The sequence below is a fragment of the Burkholderia sp. MBR-1 genome (assembly GCF_013822785.1).
Taxonomy (GTDB): Bacteria; Pseudomonadota; Gammaproteobacteria; order Burkholderiales; family Burkholderiaceae; genus Burkholderia; species Burkholderia vietnamiensis.
Window position 1 is genome coordinate 1,265,493 of record NZ_CP053610.1, and the last position, 24,536, is coordinate 1,290,028.

The 24,536-nt window shown below is 71.5% G+C and carries 10 protein-coding genes; 8 read left to right on the forward strand and 2 right to left on the reverse strand.

The window, feature by feature from the left end:
- The first annotated feature begins 399 nt into the window (after positions 1-399).
- On the forward strand, positions 400-792 hold the full coding sequence (locus tag MBR110_RS20400) for a hypothetical protein (protein WP_181709290.1): 393 nt from the start codon (positions 400-402) through the stop codon (positions 790-792).
- Positions 793-908: 116 nt separating this feature from the next.
- Here MBR110_RS20400 and MBR110_RS20405 read toward each other — a convergent pair whose 3' ends face one another.
- Positions 909-1,835 (reverse strand): AraC family transcriptional regulator, encoded by a 927-nt coding sequence (locus MBR110_RS20405; protein WP_046423768.1) that lies wholly within the window; start codon positions 1,833-1,835, stop codon positions 909-911.
- A 179-nt stretch (positions 1,836-2,014) separates the two neighbouring features.
- Here MBR110_RS20405 and MBR110_RS20410 point away from each other — a divergent pair, with 179 nt between their 5' ends.
- The 7 genes from MBR110_RS20410 to MBR110_RS20440 all read left to right on the forward strand — a co-directional run bounded on the left by MBR110_RS20410 (position 2,015) and on the right by MBR110_RS20440 (position 22,281).
- On the forward strand, positions 2,015-2,476 hold the full coding sequence (locus MBR110_RS20410; RefSeq protein WP_011882593.1) for a (2Fe-2S)-binding protein: 462 nt from the start codon (positions 2,015-2,017) through the stop codon (positions 2,474-2,476).
- 2 nt (positions 2,477-2,478) lie between these two features.
- Positions 2,479-4,689, forward strand: coding sequence for a xanthine dehydrogenase family protein molybdopterin-binding subunit (locus MBR110_RS20415; RefSeq protein ID WP_181709291.1), 2,211 nt, complete (start codon positions 2,479-2,481; stop codon positions 4,687-4,689).
- A 369-nt stretch (positions 4,690-5,058) separates the two neighbouring features.
- Positions 5,059-5,457, forward strand: coding sequence for a winged helix-turn-helix domain-containing protein (locus tag MBR110_RS20420; RefSeq protein ID WP_011882595.1), 399 nt, complete (start codon positions 5,059-5,061; stop codon positions 5,455-5,457).
- A 448-nt stretch (positions 5,458-5,905) separates the two neighbouring features.
- Complete coding sequence (gene sctQ, locus MBR110_RS20425; RefSeq protein WP_059463052.1) at positions 5,906-7,084, forward strand: type III secretion system cytoplasmic ring protein SctQ; 1,179 nt, start codon at positions 5,906-5,908, stop codon at positions 7,082-7,084.
- A gap of 3 nt (positions 7,085-7,087) precedes the next feature.
- Positions 7,088-7,762: a type III secretion system export apparatus subunit SctR gene (gene sctR, locus MBR110_RS20430; protein ID WP_059895829.1), complete on the forward strand. Its 675-nt coding sequence runs from the start codon at positions 7,088-7,090 to the stop codon at positions 7,760-7,762.
- A complete protein-coding gene (locus tag MBR110_RS20435; RefSeq protein ID WP_014725395.1) occupies positions 7,759-8,553 on the forward strand; it encodes a lytic transglycosylase domain-containing protein in 795 nt (264 codons plus the stop codon). Before sctR ends, MBR110_RS20435 begins: the two co-directional genes overlap by 4 nt.
- 249 nt (positions 8,554-8,802) lie before the next feature.
- Positions 8,803-22,281 (forward strand): LWXIA domain-containing protein, encoded by a 13,479-nt coding sequence (locus MBR110_RS20440; RefSeq protein ID WP_181709292.1) that lies wholly within the window; start codon positions 8,803-8,805, stop codon positions 22,279-22,281.
- A 96-nt stretch (positions 22,282-22,377) separates the two neighbouring features.
- On the opposite strand, the gene asnB is transcribed toward MBR110_RS20440, so the two are convergent.
- A complete protein-coding gene (asnB, locus tag MBR110_RS20445; RefSeq protein WP_181709293.1) occupies positions 22,378-24,345 on the reverse strand; it encodes an asparagine synthase (glutamine-hydrolyzing) in 1,968 nt (655 codons plus the stop codon).
- Between the last annotated feature and the right edge of the window lie 191 nt (positions 24,346-24,536).

A 24,536-nucleotide genomic window follows, 5' to 3' on the forward strand; every position in this document is an offset into this window, starting at 1 on the left:
GACTGACGAGAAGCAATCCCACCGAAGGCCGCGCGACGCGGTGCGCGGCGCCGCATGTGTGTGCTACCGAACGTCTGTTTCAGAGTTGAGAATCGCGCGCTGCCGGTTCGGAACAATGGACACGTCAACGCCCGAAAACGGCCTGCCACCGGGCTTTCGCGGGCTTGCGGCAAGTTGCGAACGGGTCGCTCGCGCGTCGCGCGCCTTCGCGCAAAGCGTGCGCGCATACGGCACGGGACCGATTGCACGAAGCATGCAACGGCAAACCGATTACCCGAAAATGCGATTGATTCATCCGCGAAAATCCCGACTCGCTCGCGCATCGGTGGTTAATGCCGCAGAGCGACGAATCGCAAAACCGGCACGGGCCGCACCGCTTTCTACCGGCCCGCATATTCGATGAAAAACGCCGGGCATTCGCGCGTATCCGCCAGCACATCGGGCGTTTTATTACGTTGCACATTCATTTCATCGTCCGGTAATGATCGCCGGCGCATTGCATTTCGATGTGCGTATCGTGCGGGCGTCACGCGAGTCCGCATGGCGCGCGATACACCGGAGAAACAACTCGGAAACGACGTCGACGCCGCTTTCCCGCGCGCGAAGCGGCGCGCGCAAGCGTCGTTTCGGCGCGAAAAAATCATCGTGGTATGGCGTTTCTCGCATTTTCGGCGCGTCGATACGCGGCGACGCCGCGAGCGCCGAATGCGTGCGGCGCGGCGCGGGATACACGGGTGGAACAGCGGCGCGCCGGCCGCGCCGCGGCACGACCCGATACCGCGCCGCATATGACGCGCGCGCCGCTGGCATGCCGGTTGCAGCACCGTGCGGTTCGCCGTGCACGGAGCATCGCCGCCCGCACGGCCCGCGTCGCTCCTCATCGGCCGACGACCTGCCCGCAGCGCCGACTACGTACCGAGCAATTCCTTCCTGCGCAAATGACCCACGTCGCGCATCGGCGGCGCGCCGAACAGCCTGCTGTATTCGCGGCTGAACTGCGACGCGCTCTCGTAGCCGACCGTCGCGGCCACCGACGCCACGTCGCCGCCCAGGCGCAGCAGCAACCGCCGCGCCTCGTGCAGGCGCAACTGCTTCTGATACTGCAGCGGGCTGAGCGTGGTCACGTGTTTGAAGTGATGATGAAGCGACGACACGCTCATGTTGACGGCCTGCGCGAGCGTCTCGACACGCATCGGTTCCGCGTAGTGGTCGCGAATCCATTCGATCGCGCGCGCGATCCGGTGCGTGTGGCTGCCGGCGACGGCCATGTGACGCAGGCGCGCGCCCTGCCCGCTCGTCATCAACCGGTACAGCAGTTCCTTTTCGATCAGCGGCGCGATCACCGGGATGTCGGCCGGCGTATCGAGCAGCCGCAACAGGCGCAGCGCGGCGTCGAGCAGCGGCGGCGTCAGCTCGGCGACAGCGATGCCTTCGCCTTCGGGGCCGGCCTCCGGCTCGGGCAGACGCATCTCGGCAGCGAGTTCGACGATGCGCTGCAGGTCGAGCGTCAGCGACAGGCAAAGATAAGGAACGTCGGGCGACGCCTGCGTGACGCGCGACAGGATCGGCAAGTCGATCGACGTAATCAGGCAGTGCTGCGCGTCGTATTCGTAGGCCTGCCCGGCGACCACCACGCGCTTCGCGCCCTGCGCGGCGATCACGAGCGCGGCGCGCGACACGCCGCAGCCGAGATCGACCGCACGCGTATGGCGGTGCAGCATCAGCGCCGGCACGGCCGTCGCGTGCGAGCCGTCCGCCGGCGCGAAGCGGCCGATCAGCGACGCCAGCTCGCGCCGCCCGGATTCGCGCGATGCCGCGATATCGGTCATGTCCATGGCGGTTCCTCGGGTCGTTTTGCGGATCGCGCGAGCATAGCGAAACGCGCGCCGCCGTGCCCGGGATTTGCAGGATTGTTCAATAAATTTGCAGGATCGGATAGCCGTAACGACGGGCCGTTCGCGCACACTCCCACCTGATCCGGCGCATGCCGGGTTTTCCCCACGGAGACAAAAAAATGCCCACCACGTTTGTCCTCAACGGCAAGAGCGTCACGCTCGACGCCGATCCGTCGATGCCCGTCCTCTGGGCGATCCGCGAGCATGCGGGGCTGACCGGCACGAAGTTCGGCTGCGGCATGGCGCAGTGCGGCGCATGCACGATCCATCTCGAAGGCCAGGCCGTGCGCTCGTGCGTGCTGCCGCTGGCCGGCATCGCGGGCAAACAGGTGACGACGATCGAAGGCCTGCAGAGCAAGCCCGCGCAGGCCGTACAGGCCGCCTGGGTGAAACTGCAGGTGCCGCAGTGCGGCTATTGCCAGTCCGGCCAAATCATGTCCGCGACCGCGCTGCTCGAACAGAACCCGAAGCCGACCGACGCGGACATCGACGCCGCGATGAACGGCAACCTGTGCCGCTGTGCGACCTACGCCCGCATCCGGGCCGCGATCCACGACGCGGCCGCGACGCTGGGAGCGTGACCATGACGATCGAACTCGACAACGCCGGTTCGGTGCGCGCGTCGCGCCGCACCTTCCTGAAAACCGCGGGCGCCGCAGCCGCCGTCAGCCTGACGATCGGCTTCGAATGGGCCGGCCTCGGCCGCCGCGCGCTCGCCGCGACGCCGCCCGCCGCCGACTTCGCGCCGAACGCGTTCCTGCGCATCACGCCCGACGGCGCGGTCACGGTAATTGCCAAGCACGTCGAAATGGGCCAGGGCGCGTACACGGGCATCGCGACGATCGTCGCGGAGGAGCTCGACGCCGACTGGTCGAGCCTGCGCGTCGAAAGCGCGCCGGCCGACGCCAAGCGCTACGCGAACCTCGCGTTCGGCACGATACAGGGCACGGGCGGCAGCTCGGCGATGGCGAACTCGTGGCAGCAGCTGCGCGAAGCCGGCGGCAAGGCGCGCGCGATGCTCGTGTCGGCCGCGGCCGCGCGCTGGCAGGTGCCGGCCGGCGAGCTGAGCACCGCGGGCGGCGTGGTCACGCACGCGAAGAGCGGCAGGACGGCCGCTTACGGCACGCTCGTCGCCGATGCGGCGAAACTGCCGGTGCCCGACCACGTCACGCTGAAGCAGCCGGCCGATTTCAAGCTGATCGGCCATCGCATCCCGCGCGTCGACGCGTCGGCGAAGTCGAACGGCACCGCGCAATTCACGCTCGACACGACCTTCCCCGGCATGCGCGTCGCGCTGCTGCAGCGGCCGCCGCGCTTCGGCGCGACCGTCAAGTCGTTCGATGCGACGGCCGCGAAGGCGGTGCCGGGCGTCGTGGCCGTCGTGCAGGTGCCGAATGGCGTCGCCGTCGTCGCGACCGGCTTCTGGGCCGCGAAACAGGGCCGCGACGCACTGAAAATCGACTGGGACGAAACGCACGCCGAAAAGCGCGGCTCCGACGAGATCATGCGCGAATACCGCCAGCTCGCCGCGAAACCGGGCGTGTCGGCGCGCAAGGACGGCGATGCCGACGCGGCGATCGCCGGCGCCGCGCGCAAGCTCAGCGCGACCTACGAATTCCCGTATCTCGCGCACGCGCCGATGGAGCCGCTTGATGCGGTCGTCAAGCTGACGGCCGACGGCTGCGAGATCTGGGCCGGCGACCAGTTCCAGACGATCGACCAGGGCAACGCCGCGAAGGTCGCGGGGCTCGAGCCCGAGCAGGTGCGCATCCACACGCTGTATGCGGGCGGCAGCTTCGGCCGGCGCGCGAACGCGTGGTCCGACTACGTGGTCGAGGCCGTGTCGATCGCGAAGGCGCTCGGCGCGGACGGCACGCCGGTCAAGCTGCAGTGGACGCGCGAGGACGACATCCAGGGCGGCTTCTACCGCCCGATGTACTTCCACAAGCTCGATGCGGGGCTCACCGCCGATGGCCGGCTGGTCGGCTGGCGGCACCGCATCGTCGGCCAGTCGATCCTCGCCGGCACGCCGTTCGCCGCGTTCATGGTGAAGAACGGCATCGACGCGACGTCGGTCGAGGGCGCGGCGAACCTGCCGTACGCGGTGCCGAACGTGTCGGTCGAACTCACCACGACCAAGGTCGGCCTGCCGGTGCTGTGGTGGCGCGTGGTCGGCAGCTCGCACACCGCGTATGCGGTCGAGGCGTTCATCGACGAAGCCGCGCACGCGGCCGGCAAGGACCCGTACCTGTTCCGCCGCGACCTGCTCGCGAAGGAGCCGCGCATGCGCGCCGTGCTCGAGCTGGCCGCGCAGAAGGCCGGCTGGGATCCGGCGCAGCCGCTGCCGAAGGGCCGCGGGCGCGGGATCGCGGTGGCCGAGGCGTTCAAGAGCTATGTCGCGCAGGTGGCCGAGGTGTCGGTGGACGCGGACGGCAACGTGAAGGTCGAGCGCATCGTGTGCGCGGTCGACTGCGGGATCGCGATCAACCCCGACATCGTCGCCGCGCAGATGGAAGGCGGCATCGGCTTCGGGCTCGGCGCGGCGCTGCACAGCGCGATCACGCTGAAGGACGGCCGCGTCGAGCAGCGCAACTTCGACGGCTACCACGTGCTGCGGATGGCCGAGATGCCGAAGGTCGAGGTGCACATCGTGCCGTCCGCGCAGGCGCCGACCGGCGTCGGCGAGCCCGGTGTCGCGCCGGTCGGGCCGGCCGTGGCCAACGCGATCTTCGCGGCGACCGGCAAGCGGCACTACGTGCTGCCGTTCGATTCGGGCGGCGGCGCGAAGGCTTGACGGGCGTGTGACGCATCGGGCGGCGCGGTGTGGCGTTGCTGCCCGGTGCGTCGGTGCGTCGGTGCGTCGGTGCCGCGCGGCGCCCCGCCGCGCCCGCATCGTGCTGCGCGTCATTGCGCCGTAACGCCGCGCGTAACGCACGTAACGCCCGTAACGTTCCCGCGCGATGCTACGTAACAATTCTTCAATATCGGTCGGGCCGGCGCCGCGGCACGCGGCTGCGGCACCGTTAAAAATTCTTTTAGATTCAACACCGGCGCGCGATTGCGGGCGCCGGGACCCGCCGCACGGCTGGGGCGGCTCCATCACTGGCCCGGAAGTTGCAGTACATGACTCGCAACACTCCTTTACGGACATGCGAGGGCCACCATGGATTGCAAATACCTGTACATCGACAACATAAAAATCAACTTCGTGCGCCGGACGATCGAAATCGACGACAAGGTCGTCGACGTCACGCCGCGAGAATTCGACGTCGTCGAGTTCCTGCTCGACAACATGAACAAGATCGTTCCGCGGCAAGCGATCCAGGAAGCGGTCTGGGGCCGGGAGCTCGGCGTGTCGTCGCGCACGCTCGACACGCACATCTCGCGGATCCGTTCGAAGCTGCAGCTCGATCACGACAAGAACCTGCGGATCATCCCGATCTATGCGGTCGGCTATCGGCTCGTGCTGTTCGGCGCGGCGATGACGCACGTCGAGCGCCACGATGCCGCGCCGATCCTGCGCGCCGCGCCGCAGCCGATGGTGACCGCCGACTACGCGTGACCCGCGGCCGCGCCGGCGCCCCGAGGCGCGCCGGCCGGTTTTCTGGTTGGGTGGGGCGCGGTACATCGGGCGCGTTGAGCAGAGGCGAGGCCGAGCCATGCCATGTCGAGCCGCATCGAGCCGAGCCCGGTCGAGACGAGCCAAGCCCTGCCACGGCAACCCAAGCGCCAACCCGAGCCCCACACCGCGCCGCGTCCTCGCGACACCGCCCTGCGCCACCCCAACCCCACGCCCCAAGCCCACCCACCTTCCCCCTCACCCGCCCCCACACCCCCGACACGCTTCGTAGCTCGCCACCACGAGCCGCGCCGCGTGCCGTCTGCGACTACGGATTCCGGCGCCGCACGCGGCCGGCACCGTCCCTACAATCGACGCAGCAGCCGCGCGCCCCCCGCGCCGCCGGCCACCACAACCCGTCGACCATCGCCGAATCCGCCCCGATCCCGCCGTGCCTGCGCTGCCTTTGACGAATGCCGACACCGGCGACGCCGCGAACCAAGCGCCCGCCGCCGCTCCGGCCGCCGCGCAGACCGCCGCCGCCGTGCCGCCCGCGCCGGTCGCGGTCGCGGTCCCGCTCGACGCGTCGCCGTATCTGCCGCGTCTGTCCGCGGCCGCCGCGCGCGGGCTGTCGCATGCATACGGCGCGCCGGCCGCCGTGCCGGTCACGCTCGGCGAGCACGCGTACGAGGTGCGCTGGCGCGTCGCCGCCGAGCCGGTTGCCGATGCCCATGCATACCGGTTCGTCGTCGGCCCGGCCACGGGCACGCTGTGGCTCGACCCGCTCGCCGAAACCGAATGGCTCGGCGATGCCGCCGACCCGGCCGTGCCGGCCGTGATCCGAGCGGCGTTGCTGGCCGATCTCGCGGCGCCGCTCGCGGCCGTGCTACAGGCCGCGACGCGGCAGCGCGTCGAATTGCTGCCGCCGCCCGCGAGCGTGCCCGCATGGCGCACCGCACCGGCCGCGCTGCGCTTCGAGCTGCGCCGCGCCGACGGCGCATGGCGCTGCCACGGCGCGCTGCTGTTCGACGCGCCCGACGCGCTCGCGGTGTTCTTCGCGCAACCGGCGCCCGCGCGGCCGGCCCCGCACGCGGCCTATGCGAGCCTGCCGGTGCCGCTCGTGTTCGAGATCGGCCGCACCGAACTGACGACGGCCGAGTTGGCCGACGTCGTCGGCGGCGACATCATCGCGATCGAACGCTGGCGCGCGCACGAGCAGAACCTGCTGTGCGTCGCGCGCGTGCCGGCCACGCCGGCGTGGGAGATCATCGGACGGCCGTCCGGCACCCGGCTGACCGTCGAACGAATCAGGGAGATGCCTTTGGAACCGACCCGCACCGACACCCCGCCCGCGACCGCACACGATGCGCCGCCGGACGACGCACCGCGCTCGCTCGACGGCCTCGCGGTCGACCTGCGCTTCGAGCTGCCGCCGACGTCGATCCCGCTCGGCGAACTGGGCGCGCTGCAGCCGGGCGCGGTGATCGAGCTGCAGCAAGGGATCAACCAGAGCGTGATCCATCTGGTCGCGAACGGCATGCTGATCGGCACCGGGCATCTGATCGCGGTCGGCCAGAAACTCGGCGTGCGCGTCGTCACGCTGACGCAGCCGGCCCCGCGCGAGCGTTGAGCGATGGGCAATCTGCCGAATCCGGTCGCGCTGATCGCGGTGATCGCCGCGCTCGGCATCGCACCGTTCGCCGCGCTGATGGTGACGAGCTACACGAAGCTCGTGGTCGTGCTCGGCCTGCTGCGCTCCGCGCTCGGCATCCAGCAGGTGCCGCCGAACCTCGTGCTGAACGGCATCGCGCTGATCCTGTCGCTGTTCATCATGGCGCCGGTCGGGATGTCGATCCGCGACGCGCTGCAGGCGCGCCACTTCGACGCGGCGGGGCAGTTGTCGACCGCGAACATCGGCGTGCTCGCCGACGCCGCGCTGCCGCCGATCAAGGATTTCCTGGTCTCGCACACGCGCCAGCGCGACCGTGAATTCTTCGTGCGCACCGCGACGTCGGTGTGGCCGAAGAACCGCGCCGACGGCATCAAGGACGACGACCTGCTCGTGCTGGTGCCGAGCTTCACGCTCGCCGAGCTGACCAAGGCGTTCCAGATCGGCTTCGTGATCTATATCGTGTTCATCGTCGTCGACCTGCTGGTCGCGAACATCCTGCTCGCGCTCGGGATGCAGATGATCTCGCCGACGACGATCTCGGTGCCGTTCAAGCTGCTGCTGTTCGTCGCGCTCGACGGCTGGTCGCTGCTCGTGCACGGGCTCGTGCTGTCGTACCGCGTGGCGGGGGCGGGATGAACGCGCGCGCGCTGCGCTGCGTCGCCGCGGGCCTGTACGCGCTGGCCGCGCTGATGCTCGCGTGCTCGGGCCTGAACGTGCGCGACGCGCGCGCGGCAGGCAGCGCCGCGGCCTTCACGCAACTTGCGCGCGCGTGCGCGCCGAACGTCGATCCCGATACGCTCGCCGCGCTGGTGCGGACCGAATCCGGCTTCAATCCGTATGCGATCGGCGTGGTCGGCGGCCATCTGACGCGCCAGCCGGCGTCGCTCGACGAGGCGCGCGCGACCGCGAGCGAGCTGGCCGCGCGCGGCTTCAGCTACAGCGTCGGGCTCGCGCAGGTGAACGAGCGCAACTTCGCGAAGTACGGGCTCGACGACGCGACGATGTTCGAACCGTGCCGCAACCTGCGCGCGGGCGGCGCGATCCTGACCGAGTGCTTCGCGCGCTCGTCGAACACCGGCCGCTCGCCGCAGGCCGCGTTGCGCGCGGCGCTGTCCTGCTACTACAGCGGCAACTTCACGACCGGCTTCTCGAGCGGCTACGTGAGCCGCGTCGTCGCCAGCGCACAGCGCAATGCGCGCGAGGGCGGCGTCGAGCCGATCCCGGTCGTGCGCGACGTGCCGCCGCCGGCGCGGCAGCGGCGCATGGACGCGGTCGCGACCACGCCGCCCGAGCGCGCGCGACGGCTGCCCTCGGCGGCCGCCGCCGCGGACGCGCCGTCGTGCCATGCGCGCCCCGTCGTGATGATGTGTCGCGGCTTGCCGGCCAGCCAGGCGAAGCGGCTGTGCGTGCGGTGCCTCGACCAGTGACGGGCTGAGCGCGCGTCGGCGCATCGCCGGATGCGGGCCGTTTTCAGGGGTCGAACGACGCTGCCGCGCCGCACCGCCGCAGCCCGCGCCGCTCTCGTAGCGCGTGCGGCGCCGTCGCGCCGCGCGCCTCGCCGCGCTACGAAACAGCCGTGCGCCCGCCGCGATGCGCGTCCGTACACTCGAACGATCGCGGCGCGGCGTGTGGCGCGCCGTGCGCGCCGCGCATCGCGCGGCTCAACGGAGACGAGCATGCTGTCGATCGACGGGCTGGGACTGGGTGTCAACTGGCAGCGCTTCCTGTCGGAAACGCTGAATCCGGTCGTCGCGCCGCCGCCCCCGCCGCCGAAGCAGGACGATCCGGCAGCCGGCCCCGCGAATCCGACCGTGACGCCGCCGATCCCCGTCACCGCGTCGCTGGCCACCGACCCGGCCAAGCCGACCAACGCGGAAATCCAGTCGGCCACGTCGCTGATCCAGAGCATGGCCGCGCAGTACACGGCGCCGCCGCCCGACATCACGGTGGAGAACGACAAGACGACCGCCGTGCAGAAGGCGATCCAGGGCGCGCAGACCAAGTACGACAACGCGTCGCAGGCGCTGCAAGGCGCGCAGAACGTGCTGCACCTGGCGAACCGCGACCCGGAGTCGACGCCCGCCGAGCGCAAGAGCGCGCAGGCCGACTATGCGAAGGCGCGCGCGGCCGCCGACGACGCGCAGCGCGAGCTGAACGTGACGACCGACGCCGGCTACATGATCCTGTACGGCGAGCAGGCGAACGCCGACATGCCGGCCGGGATGAAGCTCGACGATTCCGGCAAGGTGACGGACCCCGGCGACGCGCAGCACGCGGCCGACCAGCAGCTCAAGACGCTGATCGCGGCATTCCCCGATCACCCGGACGATCCGAACTGGGCGCCGCAGGCGAGCGACTGCAAGAACCCGCTGCAGATCCGGCTTTATGACGACTGGCAGAAGGCGCAGGCGCATGCGTCGGCCGGCTCGGCGAAGTTTTTCGCGGGCGTCGCGAACTCCAATCTCGCGTACGCGCAATTCCAGTCGTACCTCGCCGATCCCGACTACAAGGCGGCGCTCGATGCGGGCGTCGGCCGGCTCAACGATGCGTTGCAGCCGCTCGACCTGCAGGTGTCGATGCCCGACGCGCCGGATTCCGCGGATGCGGCGCAGACGACCGTCACGGCCGCGGCCAAGGACGCGAACTACGCGAATGCCGCACTCGCGGCGGCAAACGACAACGTGACGCTCGCCCAGGCGCAGCAGCAGTCCGATGCCGACAACGGCAAGGAAGGGCCGACGGTGATCGTGCCCGACGCGATCGCCAAGGACAAGACGGCGCTCGCTCATGCGCAGGTCACGGCGGGCACCAGCAGCAGCTATCTGCAGATGCTGGCCGCGCAGCAGCAGGCCGACACGTTGCAGGCGAACTACCACGGCAAGCTCGCTCGCCTGTCCGACGATCCGAGCGAGCCGTACCAGCAGCTGCAGCTCGCGAAGCAGCAGGCCGGCATCGCGCACGACGCGTTCGTGGTCGCGTACGGCGCCTCGCTCGCGCAGCAGTACGACGACCAGGCCGCGCAGATCGAGGCGAGCGTCAAGCCGCCCGCGCGTCCCTCGCCGTTCAACACGGCGAACCCGTCGCAGCTGTTCGCGCCGCCGCCGTGGAACACGACGGGCACCTCAGCGAACGGCACCCCCGCGAACGCGGCGCCGCTGTTTTCGTCGCCGTTGCCGAAGACGAACGCCGCAGGCGCGCCGAACGCCAACGGCGCGCCGAACGGCAGCCAGCCGTTGTGGAACACGTCGCCGTTGCTGAACGGCCCGCTGTCGTTCGCGCCGGCGGATGCGGCGGCGAACCCGGCCACGCCGTCCGGCCCGACGCTGCTCGACGCGAAACGCCTGCGCGTCACCGCGGGCGCCATCCGCGCCGCCGACAACCGGCTGTCGAATCTGGTCAACGAGCGTGCGACCGGCGCGGCGCTCACCGAAGCGCGCAACCAGCAAGCGCAGAAGCACGCGACGCTCGCGACGATCCAGCAGCAATACGACGACTGGCAGGCCTCGCATCCGGCGCCGACGCGCTTCCGGCAGCTCGCCGACGGCGACATCCTGCCCGCGTATACGCCGCCGCTGCCGAACCCGAACCAGACCCAGCTCGATCAGGCGAAGAAGGATGCGCAGAACGCCGACAACACCGTGCAGCGGCTGCAGTTGCTGAGCGAGTCGGCCCACCAGCAGGTGCTGCTGGACCAGTTCGACGCGGGACTCGAAGAGCGGCTGCGCTATGCCGATCCGAATTCCGACGCGTACAAGGACTACCAGAGCGCGCAGCACGATTTCTACGAGGCACACCGCAGCGAGTTGTCGAACACGCTGCTCGACGCGGCGAGCGCGAGCACCGGCAAAGGCGCGACCATCGACTTCGGCAAGCTGAGCGACACGCAGCAGCGCAATCTGATCGGCGTCGCGCTCGGCATGGCGCCGGACGTCGGCGGCGACGCGTCGTCGAACACGTCCATCGCGACCGACACGCAGACGCATTTCACCAACAAGGACAAGCTGTCGACGATCGACAGCGTGCGCGACCAGCTGCTGAAAGTCGGCGGCGGCGCGACGACGCAGGTCAGCGTGCTGCCGATGGTGTATGCGGCGAAGGATGCCGGCATGACCACCAGCGCGCTGTTCAAGGTCAGCGGCAAGGACGGCACGCAGTACGTCGACGAGACGGCGAGCACCTACGACGACATCAACGACTACATCGACAACAACGAGCTGTCGAAGGACGGCACCGTCGACATCGCGACCGGCCACAACGCGGACGGCACGCTGCAGCTCGTCTCGAAGGCCGCGCACCACGAGAGCGGCTTCGACAGCTTCATGAACACGCTGACCAGCACCGGCCTGAACATCGGCATGATGGTCGGCGGGATGGCGCTCGAAGGCCTCGGCACGCTGCTCGACGGCACCGTCGTCGGCGCGGTCGTCGGCGTGCCGCTGAACCTGCTCGGGGCGGGGATGATGTACACCGCGATCGGCGCGACGGTGACGAGCGCCGGGCTCGATCTGGCCAACCGCGCCGACCACGGCCGCAGCATCAATCCGTTCACCGACGCGGGTGCGCGGATGGACTTCATCAATCTCGTGCCGATGGGCGCCGCGGGCGCCGCGAAGCTGGCCGGCGCCAAGCTGTTCACGCGCACCGTGACGGCGCTCACGCGCACGCCGAAAGTCGCGTCGGTGCTCGCCGGCGGCACGAAGGCCACCGCGGTCGTGACCGGTCTGGGCGCCGGCTTCGAGGCGTTCGGCGAAGCCGGCTACGACTACTTCGTCACCGGCGACAAGAAGGCCGCCGGCGAGGAGCTCAAGTCGGGGCTGACGAACGTCGCGCTGATGGCCGCGGGCGGCCTCAAGGAGCGCGTGGTCACGTCGGTGCGCACGGGCACCGGCAGGCCGATACCGATCCGCGGTGCGGACGGCAAGACCGTCAGCGTGGACAGTCAGACGATCGGCCGGATCCTCAACAAGGGCGACGACGCGTCGCTCGCGGCCGGCCGCACGCGCGTGACGCTCGACGGCGAGGCCGTCACCGTGTCGCCGGACGGCACGCTGCGCGTCGGCGACAAGATCCTGACCTACGAAGACCAGCCGATTCGCGTGCTCGACCGCACGTCGCGCAACGCGTTGCCCGCGGGCAAATTCGTCGTGCTCGGCGAAGACGGCAAGCTGTCGGTCGTCTCCGCCTCCGACAAGAGCTGGACCAACGGCACGCGGATCGACTCGGTGACCGACACCGGCGAGCGGCTGTCGTTCGGCGACGGCGGCGGCATGAGCACGACGCCGAAGGTCGTGGCGAGAACACCGCTCGAACTGCTCGACCGCACGCTGCAGCAGGCGCGCGACGAATACGCGGCCGCCCGCGACGAACAGGCGCCGCGCAGCCTCGCGCAAGCGGCCGAGCAAGGCGAGACGGCCAGCGCCGCGAACGACGCGCGCAGCACGCGGCGCACGAGCCAGGAACGCGCGCGCGTCGACGCGCAGCGCGACGAGGCCGCGGCCGAGCGCGCGACCGACGCGAACCTCGACCGGCGCAGCGCCGACGCCCAGGCGCTGCGCTACCGGCCGCTCGACGCCGACGCGTCGCCCGGCGCGGGCGCGCGCACGACGCCTGCCGCGGCACGCCCGCGTGTCGACGTCCGGGTCGTCGACCTGACCGGCGCGAAGCCCGCCGCCCGCGCGGCGACGGCCGATCCGGCCGGCATCTCGGTGCCGCGCGGGCCGAGCGCGGAACCGCTCGAGGTCGGCGGCCGCACGCTCTACATCGTGCGCGACGGCGACGCGCCGCATAGCGCGTCGCCCGCCGCCGCGCGCACGCCGAATCTCGACGAACCGATCGTCGTGATCGCCGGCGAGCACGACGCGCAACTCGCACCCGAGCTCGCGAACCGCTGGGACAAGCCCGTCTATGCGGCGACGCCCGAGGCGCTCGACGCCGACGGTCAGCTGCGCGCCGACGCGCGCACGCTGCGTTTCGATCCGGCGCCCGACGGCGTCGCGCTCGCGGGCGACGCCGAAGCGGCACCGCACGCGTCGCCCGCCCGCGCGCCAGGCGACGCGCCGGTGATCGTGCTCGCCGGCAAGCGCGGGCCGAACGAGCCGGCGCTGCCGCGCCCCGCCGCGACGCCGCGGCCGCTGAAGGCGCTCGACGGCCGCTTCAGCGCGCCGAACCGCGTGCTGGTGCTGGTCAAGTCCGAGCGCAGCGCCGCGCCCGAGCGTGCGCCGGCACACGGCGAGACCGCGCCGCCGCGCGAGCGCGCAGGCGGCGCCGCGCGGCCCGTGTCGCACCACGACGTCGCCCTCGCCTACGATGCCGACCTGGTGGCCGCGCATCCGGAGATCACCGAAGCCGCGCCGCCCGAAGCGGCCGCGTCCGGCCCCGGCTGGTTCACGCGGATGCAGATGCGTTTCGGCGGTGCGCCGGTGCCCGACACCGTGCTGGCGCTCGCCTCGCAGTCGGCGACGCTCGTCACGCAGCTGCGCATGCTGAGCGACGGCGGCTGGCGCGTGAAGGTCGGCAAGCGCGGCGGCGGGAGCCACATCGATGTGCGCAAGCGCGTGATGACGATCGACGGCGCGCTTCAGGAACCGGGCAGCATCACCTACACGCTCGCGAGCGAGGCGCGCCAGGCGGTCGAGGCGATGGCCGGCGCGCTGGACCTCGACTACGGCAGCCGCAGCCGCTTCACGCGCAAGGCGCTCGAAGCGGAGGCGCGCGCGCAGATCAACGCGTTCGAGGCGCGCTACGAGATCGCGCTGTCGACCGGCGTCGACATCGCCGAACACGCGCAGCTGCCCGATGCGATCGCGCGCGAAGGCGTCGACTGGCACGGGCCGACGAGCGATTACACGGGCACGGTCGCGCGGCTCGCCGAAAACTTCGCCGATGCGCCGGTGGCCGCTCGCGACGCGCAGACCTATAGCGAGTTCTACGACGACGTGTGGGCGCGCCAGAAGCGCCGCGGCGGCGTCCCGCGCCGGATGCCCGCGCCGCGGATGCAGCCCGCCGACGGCCAGGACGGCAGCGCGCCGGCCGGCCGGCAGCAGCTCGACGCGCGCACCGCGTGGAGCTACGCGCACGCCGTGCTCGAGTCGCCGTTCGGCGAGCGCCCGGCGCCCGATGCCGCCACGTTGCAGGCGCGCCGCGACGGCCACATGTCGACGTTCGCCGACGGCGACGTGCTGGTGCTGCATGCGGACACGCTGCCCGACGGCACGCTGCTCGTCGACGGCAAGCCGGTGAGCGCGCACGAATACGCGCTCGCGATGGCGCCGTGGCCCACGCTCAGGCAGGCGGACACGATCGTGCTGTCCGCCGGGCAAGGCGGCTACGAAGCGGCCGCGCGGCTCGCGAACGTGTGGCAGCGCGCCGTCTACGCGCCGCCCGAGCATGCGGTCGGCGCCGACGCGACGGTGCACGACACGCGCATGTTCCACCGCTTCGACCCCGCGCCCGCCGCGCCGCACGCGCTCGGCGAACTCGCGGCCGACGCCGACGGCGTGCATCTGGCCGGCGATCCGGCCAGCCGGATCGACATCGACGGCAACGTCGGCGAACTGCTCGGCGCCGGCGCGCGCAAGACGGCGTTCGCACTCGGCGACGACGCCGCGCTCGCCACCGTCGACCGCAGCCCGAAGCCGCCCGGCGCACCGCAGGAACCGCTGACGCCCGAAGCGCAGCGCGCCGCCGACGAGCAGCTCGTGCGCGACGAGCAACGCGCGCTCGCACAGCTGGAACAGTGGGGCATCCGCACCGTTCGGCTGGACGGCCCGTTCCGCGCGCTCGGCGACCGCGTCTCCGCGCTGTCGCTCCCGCTCGGCGTGTTCCACAGCGACGAATTCGCGAGCGGCCGCCTGCCGCCCGCGGTGGCGCGCGCGGCCATCCAGAACGTGTTGAAGACGCGCGAGGTGCTCGAGCAACACGAGGTCGGCTTCGACCTGCAAGGCATCTTCACGCGCTCGGGCGATTTTCTGGTCTGCGATCCCGGCCCGATCCTGAACACCTACGCGGCGCACACGCTGTCGCTGTCGCGCCTGTTCGAGATCGAGAAAGGCATCCACCGCTGGATCGAGCAGCATGGCGTCGACGCGCTCGATTCGGCGCTCGATCCGGCCCGCGATGCGACGCCGCTGGCCGACGATGCGTTCGTGCAGAAGCCGTCGGTGATCACGCGCGTGCGCATGCGGGTGGGCGGCGCGCCGCTGCCGGCCGAGGTCAGCGCGCTCGCGCAGCGCTCCGGCACGCTCGCGGCGCAACTGCGCATGCTCGACGCGAACGGCTGGCGCGTGCGCGTCGGCAAGCGCGGCGGCGGCAGCCGGATCGACACGAAGCACCGGCGCGTGACGATCGACGGCGCAGCGGCCGGCCCCGGCTGGATGACCTACGTGCTCGCGCATGAAACGCAGCATGCGGTCGACGCGATCGAGGGCACGCTCGGCCTCGACTACAGCGGCCGCGGCCGCTTCACGCGCACGGCGCTCGAAGCCGAGGCGCGCGCGCAGCTCAACGCATTCGAGGCCCGCTACGAGATCCGGATGGCGAGCGGCGTCGACATCGCCGCGAACGTGCGGCTGCCCGACGCGCTGCAGGCGGAAGCCGACGCATGGCCGGCCGCGCGCGGCGACGCCGGCGCGCTCGCACGGCTCGCCGACGCGTTCGCCGAGGCACCGGTGTCGGGCGCGCGCGGCAAGACCTACACGGAGTTTTACGGCGACGCGTACGATCGCGGCCCCGGCCGGCGCGCGCGCGCGATGCCGGCGCCCGAGACGCGCGCCGCGCACGACGGCGATGGCGAGCGCGACGCGCCGACGACGATGCGCGAGATCCAGGCGCAGCGCGCGGCATGGTCGCAGGCGCATGCGGAACGCGACGCGTCGCCGTTCGGCGCGAGCGGAGCGCCGCCGGTCGACACGCTCGCGCTGCTGCGCGACGGCCGCGTGCTGCTCGACATGGGCCAGCGCATCGCGATCGTGCCGGCCGACACGCTACGCGACGGCACGCTGCTCGGCCCCGACGGGCAGCCGGTCGGTCCGCACGAGTTCACGCTGCTCAACGCGCCGCCGTCCGATTACGGCTACACGACGATCCTGGCGGCGCGGCATGCGAACGAAGGCGGCGCCGCGCAGCTCGCGAACCTGTGGCAGCGCGCGATCTACACCGTCCATCCCGACGCGATCGGCGCGGACGGCATGCCGACCGACCTGTCGGCAATGAACCGCTACGTGCCGGCCAGCTATCGCCAGCCGTCGCTCGGCGAGCTGTCGGTCGACGGCGCGCACGGCACGCTCCATCTCGACGGCGCGCCCGGTCGGCCGGTCGATCCGGCCGATTACCTCGGGCCGGTGCTCGGCTCGGGCGCGTACAAGACGGTGTTCGACGGCGGCGCCGGCCAGGCGCTCGGCGTCTACCGCGACGGCTCGATCGACGGCCTCGCCGATGCGTACGAAGCGGTCGAGCTCGAGCAAGGCGGGCTCAAGACGCTGAGCGAGGTCTACGAGCTGCCGACCAGCACCACCGACGGGCCGTTCTCGGTCGTGAACCGCGTGGGCGTCGTGCTGAAGCCGTCCGCGCAGTTGAGCAGCGTCGACGTCGAGTTCGACATCGGCCTGCCGGCCGTGGTGTCGAGCCGCGGCCTGACGGATCTCGCCCGCATCCGCCGCGTCACGCAGGACCACCATCTGCTGTACGACTTCCAGGTGCTGTTCGGCCGCAACGGCGACGTGATGCTGCACGATCCCGGCGAAGTGCTGCCGCACGGCGATCCGCACGGCACCGTGCTCGCGCGGATCGACGAAGTCGCCGCGAAGATCCACTCCGGGCTCAGGCACGGCCGCATCAAGCTCGCGCATCCCGCGTTCGACGAGGCCGGCGCGTATGCGCCGCGCCGCGGCGCGATCGCGCACGTCGTCATGACCTTCCGCGGCATCGTGCTGAGGATGCAGGCCCACGCGCTGGCGCGCCGCTCGCCGACGCTGCGCGCGCAGCTGCGGCTCGCGCGCGCCGACGGCTGGAAGGTGAAGCTCGGCGCGCCCGGCGGCGGTCAGTATGTCGATGCGGCGCGACGCAGGATCGTGCTCGACGGCAACACACGCCGCGCCGGCACGCTGGTGTTCGCGCTCGCGCATGAAGCGCAGCACAGCGTCGACCTCGCCACCGACACGCTCGGCCTCGACCGCAGCAGCCCCGACGCGTACGTGAAAAGCCTGCTGCTCGCCGAAGCGCGTGCGCAGCTCAACGCGTATCGCGTGCGCGCCGAAATCCTCGCGGCGGGCGGCCCCGACGTCGCCGCGCACGTGCAGCTGCCGGCGACGCTCGCGCGCGCGGCGGAACACGCGTTTGCCAGCGGCGAGCCGGCCGCGCTCGATGCGCTCGCCGACGCGTTCGGCGAGATCCGCACGTCGCTGCCCGGCAAGCCGACCTATCGCGCGCTGTACGGCGAGCAGGCGCGCACCGAGCTCGCGGGCGAGCCGGCGCCGCTGACGCTGGCGGCCCCGGCCACGGGACGCGGCGGCGGGCGGCGCGGCGGCGCCCGGTCGGGCCGCAACGCGCTCGACAGCGCCGAGATGACGCGTGCGCGCGCGTGGCTCGACGCGCGCGGGATGCGCACGCTCAAGCGCGTCGACGGCGCCGATGCGGCGTCGCTGCGCGCGCTCGTGCGCCAGACCGGCACCGATACCGTGCTGCTGATCACGCGCGCCGGCAAGATCACGCCCGCGGCGGTGCCCGAGGTGGTCGCGACCGCACGGATCGATGCGAACGGCGCCATCGCGCAACCGAAGTTCGTCGGCGGCAAGCTCACGCCCGACGAGCAGCAATCGCTCACGGCCGCGCTCGATCCCGCCCACGACGCGGCCGACCCCGCACCGGCCGCGGCCGAGCGCGCGGGCTTCGCGTTCCATGCGTCGCCGGTGTCGCTCAAGCAGCTGCAGGCGCTCGGCGGGATGGCGAAGATCGAGTACGCGGGCGACGGCAAGGTCGTCGAATTCACGCGGCGCGGCCGCGTGAGCAGCCGCTACGTCGATGCGATCGGCGCGCTCGCCGATGCGAAGCACTATCGCAGCGCGCACAAGGCGATCGGCGCGGCCGGGCGGACCGACACCATCTACGCGATCGACCGCACGACGGGCGAGCTGCGCGGCCATGCGACCTACGATGCCGCGAGCGGTTCGTGGAACTACCACGAGAAGGCGCCGCTGGCGCAGACGCGCATCGGCGAGCGGCCGCTGCGCGACGCCTATCCGCGCCGCGCGCAGGTGCGCGTGCGGCCGCACGGCAAACCGCACGGCGTGCCGCTCACGCGGGCGCGCCGGCATGGCGTGTCGTTCGTGGTCAGCGGCATCGATCCGGCCATGCTCGAACAGGTCGGCAATCGCTTCGATGCGCCGAAGCCGCCGAAGGCCGACAAGCCGGACAGGCTGCCGCGGCCCGGGCTGCGCTACCTCGGCCAGCTCGGCATCACCAAGACGCTGAACGCGCCGCGCCGCGTCGCGCTGTTGACGCGCAACCGCACCGCGGCGCTGCTCGGCCGCGCCCGCACGGGCGCCGCGCTGCCTGCTGCCGGGGCGGCGGCGGCGAGCGTGCCGCTGTTCGACCGGAACCTGCTGCCGTCGGGCAAGCACGCGGCGCTGGATTTCAGCGGCCACAATGCGGTGCATCTGCTGAGTGCGGCCGAGTTCGGCGCGCTCGATGCGGGCAAGCATCACATCTACGTGTACGACACGAGCGACCCGCTCACCCACCAGCTCGACACGCCGCAGGGCGTGCTGGTGCCGGACGCGAAGGGCAAGCTGACGTGGCACGACTGGCAGAATCCGGGCGCGCCCGGCGTGCCGCTCGAATCGTCGCCGATCGGCGCGGGGCCCTACGGCGCCGACACCCATCTGCTGCTCACCGAGCTGACGCCGGCCGAACTCGCGGACCACGCGCGCGGCACGCGCCTTGCCGCGCTGAACCGGCGCGTCGAGTATCTGGACGGGATCGCGAAGGACACGTCGCCGAGCACCTTCGCGTCGCTGCGCAACTGGGCAAGCGACGCGGCCCGCGAAACGCGCAGCGCACGCAAGGCGCTGAAGAAGGAAATCAAGGCCGCGACCAAGGCCGCGAAGCGCCAGGGGCTGCCCGAGCCGGCCTATCCGGAGCTCAAGCTGCGCCCGTACCAGCCGTCGCTCGTCAGCACGACGCTGGTCGAATGGAAGCGCCTGTATGGCGACGGCAACGTGCCCGACCTGTTCGCGCACCTCGAGCGGATCGACGCGCTCGCGAAGCACGAGCGCGATTCGCGCCTGCCGCCGCTCGAGCTGACCGACGCGACGGCCACGACGCCGCCGCCCGCGACGATGGCCGATGCCGCCGCATGGCGCGGCACCGGCCTGCCGTTGTACGTGGCGCGCGACTGGTCGGGCGGCGGCGCGCGCTACGCGCCGGTGCCGTTCTCCAGGCGTGCGCAGCGCGGCCTCAGCACGGCCGCCGCCACCGACCGCGCGCTGCGGCGCGCCGTGCTCGGCGCCGGCGACGCGGTGCGCAACCGCCTCGTGCCGATGAGCCGTGCGTACCGGCTGTCCGACGATCCGGCCGAATTCGTCGCGCAGACGCGTCGCCACGGCGGCGTCATGCCGGTCGTGACGATCCCGATCGATCCGCACACGCTGAACGCGACGCGCGGCGCGAAGCACGACCCGGAATTCGTCGGCGACGTGAAATCGATCGGCGACCAGCGCAAGGCGAAGATCGACTACTGGGAAGGCACCATCACCGGCGAGAACGGCAAGGTCATGCACCTCGACGACCTGACCCGTGAGAACCTGCACCGCTGGCTCGACGCGGCGTCGGAGGCCGGCTTCCTGCTGCGCCTCGAGATGGCGCCCGCGCGCGCGCTCGTGTCGGCCGCCGACTACCGGCACCTCGCGGGCACCAACGACGGCTATCACCATCACGCACGCCTCGGCGCGCTGCTCGAATCGTGGGCCGCCGAGCACGAGGGCGAACCCGCGCCGCACGTGATGGTCACGTTCCACGGCTGGGACGCGGTGCCGGAGCCGGTGCCCGGCGCCGGGCACCTCGAGCTGCTCGACTCGCTGCTCGATCGCCCCACGCTCGAATGGGTGCACGTCGGCCTGTCGTATGCGACGCACGGCGCCGACTTCATCGCGAACCAGGAGCTGACGACTGCGCTGGCGAAGCGGCTCGTCGAGCGCGCCGTGGACGAATACGCGCAGCCCGACGGCCTAGACGCACCGCGCAGCAAGCTCGCGCGGCTGCACGGCACGGACGCGCTGACGCGCGTGTTCGAGCGCGTCGACCGCGACACGCTGGCCGACCAGCACCAGATGCTGCTGGCCGAGATCGAGCGGATCGGCCGCGAAAAGGGCTTCACGCCCGCGCAGATCGCCGAATTGCGCCAGCGCCTGTACGAAGGCAACACGACGCGCCTGCTGCATCGCGCGCGCTATGCGACGGCGAAGTTCGCGACCGACGCGTGGCACGCCGACCCGAGCCATGCGCCGTCCGAGAAGTCGCGCGAGCGCAAGTTCAACGAGGCCTGGCTGAAGGACGTCGGCGCCCGGCTGCGCGCGCCGCAGCAGGATACGACGCTGGTCGACGGCAGCACCGTCGCGGCGGGGCTCGAACCGTGGCGCGAAGTGGTCCGACGGCCGGCGCTGATGGTCGACGCGTCGCTGCCGGTCAGCGAGAGCCGCCTGATCAGCGCGCAGGCGGCCGACTACGTGAAGCCGGGCGATCCGCTCGCCGCCTTCGCGGAACTCAATGCGCTGCGCCTGCAGCAGATGGAACGCTCGTGGTCGGTGCTCAGCTGGAAGAACGTGCTGTCGGGACTGGTCGGGATCGGCGCCGGCATCGCCGTCCACCATATCGGCCTGACGCCGACCGACTACAAGCAGGCGGCCAACGCGACCTTCGTCGGCGTGCGGACCGGCCGGCTCGTGCAAGCGCTGCATCAGGACACGCTGCGCGCGCTGCAAAGCGGCGATCCGCGGCTGTTCAACCACGTGATCGATCGCTTCATCAACGGGCTCAACAACCAGTTGTCGGCGCACCGGATGGACGAGGCGCAACGTCGCGCGTCGCTGGTGCGGCTGGCCGGCGAAGGCCGCGCGAAGATCAACCTGCAGCTCGAACTGCACGGCCGCAACGCGCTGTCCGCCGACAAGACGGTCGAATACACGAAGCTGCTCGCGAACGACATGATCCAGCAGATGCAGGGCGTGCTGGCCGGCACGTCGATCCAGCAGCTGCATCACGGCAATCCGCGCCGCTTCCTCGGCAAGGTGGGCCGCACGGCCGCGATCGCGGGTTATGCGAGCCTCGGCGAGATGTCGCTGCATACGCTACTGCAGGATCCGTCGCTGGTGCCGCTGCTGGGCACCACCGGCGCGGTGCTGGGCCTCACCTACACCGGCCTCGTGCAGGCCAGCGCGTTCACCCACCTGAGCATCGAACGGCGCAGCCGCTTCGTGCGCTTCATCGACACCGCGTCCGACCTCGCGAGCATCGCCGGCGGCTATATCGCGCCGTTCGTGGGCGCGGCCGCGACGATCCACACCAACCTGCCGACGGCGATCGCGTCGCTCAGCTCGGCCACGCTGCTCGCGCTCGCGCGCGCCGACACGCATTTCCCCAACCTGACCAAGCGCGTCACCGGCAAGATGCCGACGATCCTGCTGCTCGCGCCGATCGGGATCTACGTCGGCAACTGGGTTTATACGGCGGTCAGCGGCGGCAGCAGCAGCGGCAACGGCGGTAACAACGGCAACAACAACACGCCGCCGTCGAACGGCACCACGCACCACGGCAGCGCGCCTTCCGCGCCTGGCCTGCCTTCCGCGCCGGCCGTGCCGCCCCTGCCGCCATCGGGCACGCACGCGCACGTCGCGCCCGCGGCGCCGCCCACGACACCGACGACGCCGCAGACGCCGGCCGCCGCGCAGCCGTACATCGTCGTCGCCGGCGATTCGCTGTGGGTGATCGCCGACCGGCATCGGCAGTCGCTGCTCGATGCCGCGCACGTGTCGCGCGCCGATCAGCAAGGGTTGACGCGCGACCAGCAGGACGCGCGCGCGCTGACCGAAATCCTGCAGCTCAATCCGTCGGTCGCGGGCGATCCGAACCAGTTGTCGGTCGGTACGCCGCTGAACATCGGTTGAGCGGCGTGGGAGTGTGAGCCTCGAACGGCCTGAACCGGCAAGGACGGGGGCCGTTCGCGGGCCTCCGCGTGTTGCGCATCGCGTTTCACCCGGCCGTCACGCCGCGCGCTGTCCCTCGAGCCACGCCTGGAACATCAGCACCGTCCACAGCTGATGCTGCCAGTTCATCCGCCCCGTCAGATGCTGGCGCCACAGCCGCTCGACCGCCGCCGCATCGAAGAAGCCTTCGGCGCGCAACCGCGACGGCTCCAGCAAGGCTTCGGCCCAGTCGCGCAACGCGCCGCGCAGCCAATGATCGACCGGCGCGCAGAAGCCCTGCTTCGGCCGGTCGATCAGCGCGCGCGGCACGTACTGATCGAGCAGCCGGCGCAGCAGCGCCTTCGGCTGCCCCTGCGGCAGCCGCACCGCGGCCGGCAGCCGCCACGCGAATTCGACGACGTGATGATCGAGGAACGGCATGCGCGTCTCGAGGCCGACGGCCATCGCCGCGCGGTCGACCTTCGCGAGGATGTCGGTCGGCAGGTACGTGAGCGTGTCGATCGCCATCGCCTGCTCGGCGAAGCTCAGATGCGCGGGCCACGCGGACACCGTGTCGAGCGGCGTCGGCGGCTCCTGGCCGGCGAGCGCGAGGCGCTCGGGATGATGGACCGACGACATCAGCAGCCGGTACAGCCCGATGCGGCTCTCGGCCGTCATCACGTGGCCGAGCTTGTGCAGCCGGTCGCCGATGCGCGACGCGCCGTCGCGCGCGTCCACGCCGCCCCAGGCGCCCTGCGCGACGGCCGCGAGCTGGTCCGCGTGGTCGGGCCGCAGCGCGTGCAGCGCGGCCGCGATCCGCGCGCGCACCGCGGCCGGCACGCGATGCAGCTTGCGCCACAGGCGCGGCGTGAGGAAGTAGCGCGTATAGCCGCCGAACAGCTCGTCGCCGCCGTCGCCGGACAGGCTCACCTTGACGTGCCGGCGCGTCAGCTCGGACACGAGAAAGGTCGGGATCTGCGAGGCATCGGAGAACGGCTCGTCGTAGATCGACGGCAGCTTCGGCACGACGGCGAGCGCATGGTCGGCCGTCACGTAGAGCTCGGTGTGGCGCGTGCCGAGGTGGCGCGCGACCGCCTTCGCATAGCCGGCCTCGTCGTAGCCGGCCTCGTGAAAGCCGATCGTGAACGTCTCGACCGGCTTGGCCGACTGCGCCTGCATCAGCGCGACGATCGCCGACGAATCGATGCCGCCCGACAGGAATGCGCCGAGCGGCACGTCGGCCTCCATCTGGCGCGCGACGGCCTGGCGCAGCACGGCGTCGAGCTGGCCGACGGCGTCGTCGGCGTTGCCGTCGAACGGCCGCTCGCGGCCGGCCTCGATCGCCTGCTCGAGCGTCCAGTACGCGCGCACGCGCGGCGTGTCGCGCGCATGCTCGAACTGGATGAAGGTGCCGGGCGGCAGCTTGCTGATGCCGCGATAGATCGTATGCGGCGCGGGCACGCTGGACTGGCGCAGGTACAGGCACAGCGCGTCGCGATCGACCGCGCCGTCGAAGCCCGGATAGCCGCGCAGCGCCTTGAGCTCGGACGCGAACACCAGCGCGTCGCCGATCCGGCCGTAGTACAGCGGCTTCTCGCCGATCCGGTCGCGCGCGAGGGTCAGCACCCGCGACGCTCGGTTCCACAGCGCGAAGGCGAACATGCCGGTCGCGCGCCGCAGCGTCGCGTCGACGCCCCACGCGGCGATCGCCGCGACCAGCACTTCGCTGTCCGAGCGGCCGCGCCACGCGGGGGCGCGCCCCGTGCGTTCGAGTTCCGCGCGCAGTTCGCGATGGTTGTAGATTTCGCCGTTGAAGACGAGGACGTAACGGCCGCACGCGGAGGCCATCGGCTGCCGGCCCTGCACCGACAGATCGACGATCGCGAGCCGCCGGTGGCCGAGCGCGATGCCGGCCTCCGGATCGACCCACATGCCCTGCCCGTCAGGCCCGCGATGCGCGAGGCTCGCCGTCATGCGCGCAAGCGTGCCGCGCGCTGTCTCCTCATCGAAGGCGACGCTATTCAGAAAGCCGTCGATTCCGCACATTGGTTTGTCTGCCCCTGTTGACCCGATCCGGCAACGGCGGCGCGACTTCGCGGCCCGCCGCCCGGTTGACGGTCGAGCCATCTTACGAAGAAATAAATCAGCAATAATTCCCGCGCGAAACGGTGCTGCTACCGAAAAAAAACGGCGTCAAGCGGCTGCCGCACCGTGCGCGAAAATGGGCGCGGAGATTC

What these genes read in the sequence shown, in the direction of transcription:
- MBR110_RS20400 (WP_181709290.1), top strand. Translation starts at nt 400, where the DNA reads ATGAAAAACGCCGGGCATTCGCGCGTATCCGCCAGCACATCGGGCGTT.
- MBR110_RS20405 (WP_046423768.1), bottom strand. Translation starts at nt 1,835, where the DNA reads ATGGACATGACCGATATCGCGGCATCGCGCGAATCCGGGCGGCGCGAG.
- MBR110_RS20410 (WP_011882593.1), top strand. Translation starts at nt 2,015, where the DNA reads ATGCCCACCACGTTTGTCCTCAACGGCAAGAGCGTCACGCTCGACGCC.
- MBR110_RS20415 (WP_181709291.1), top strand. Translation starts at nt 2,479, where the DNA reads ATGACGATCGAACTCGACAACGCCGGTTCGGTGCGCGCGTCGCGCCGC.
- MBR110_RS20420 (WP_011882595.1), top strand. Translation starts at nt 5,059, where the DNA reads ATGGATTGCAAATACCTGTACATCGACAACATAAAAATCAACTTCGTG.
- sctR (WP_059895829.1), top strand. Translation starts at nt 7,088, where the DNA reads ATGGGCAATCTGCCGAATCCGGTCGCGCTGATCGCGGTGATCGCCGCG.
- MBR110_RS20435 (WP_014725395.1), top strand. Translation starts at nt 7,759, where the DNA reads ATGAACGCGCGCGCGCTGCGCTGCGTCGCCGCGGGCCTGTACGCGCTG.
- MBR110_RS20440 (WP_181709292.1), top strand. Translation starts at nt 8,803, where the DNA reads ATGCTGTCGATCGACGGGCTGGGACTGGGTGTCAACTGGCAGCGCTTC.
- asnB (WP_181709293.1), bottom strand. Translation starts at nt 24,345, where the DNA reads ATGTGCGGAATCGACGGCTTTCTGAATAGCGTCGCCTTCGATGAGGAG.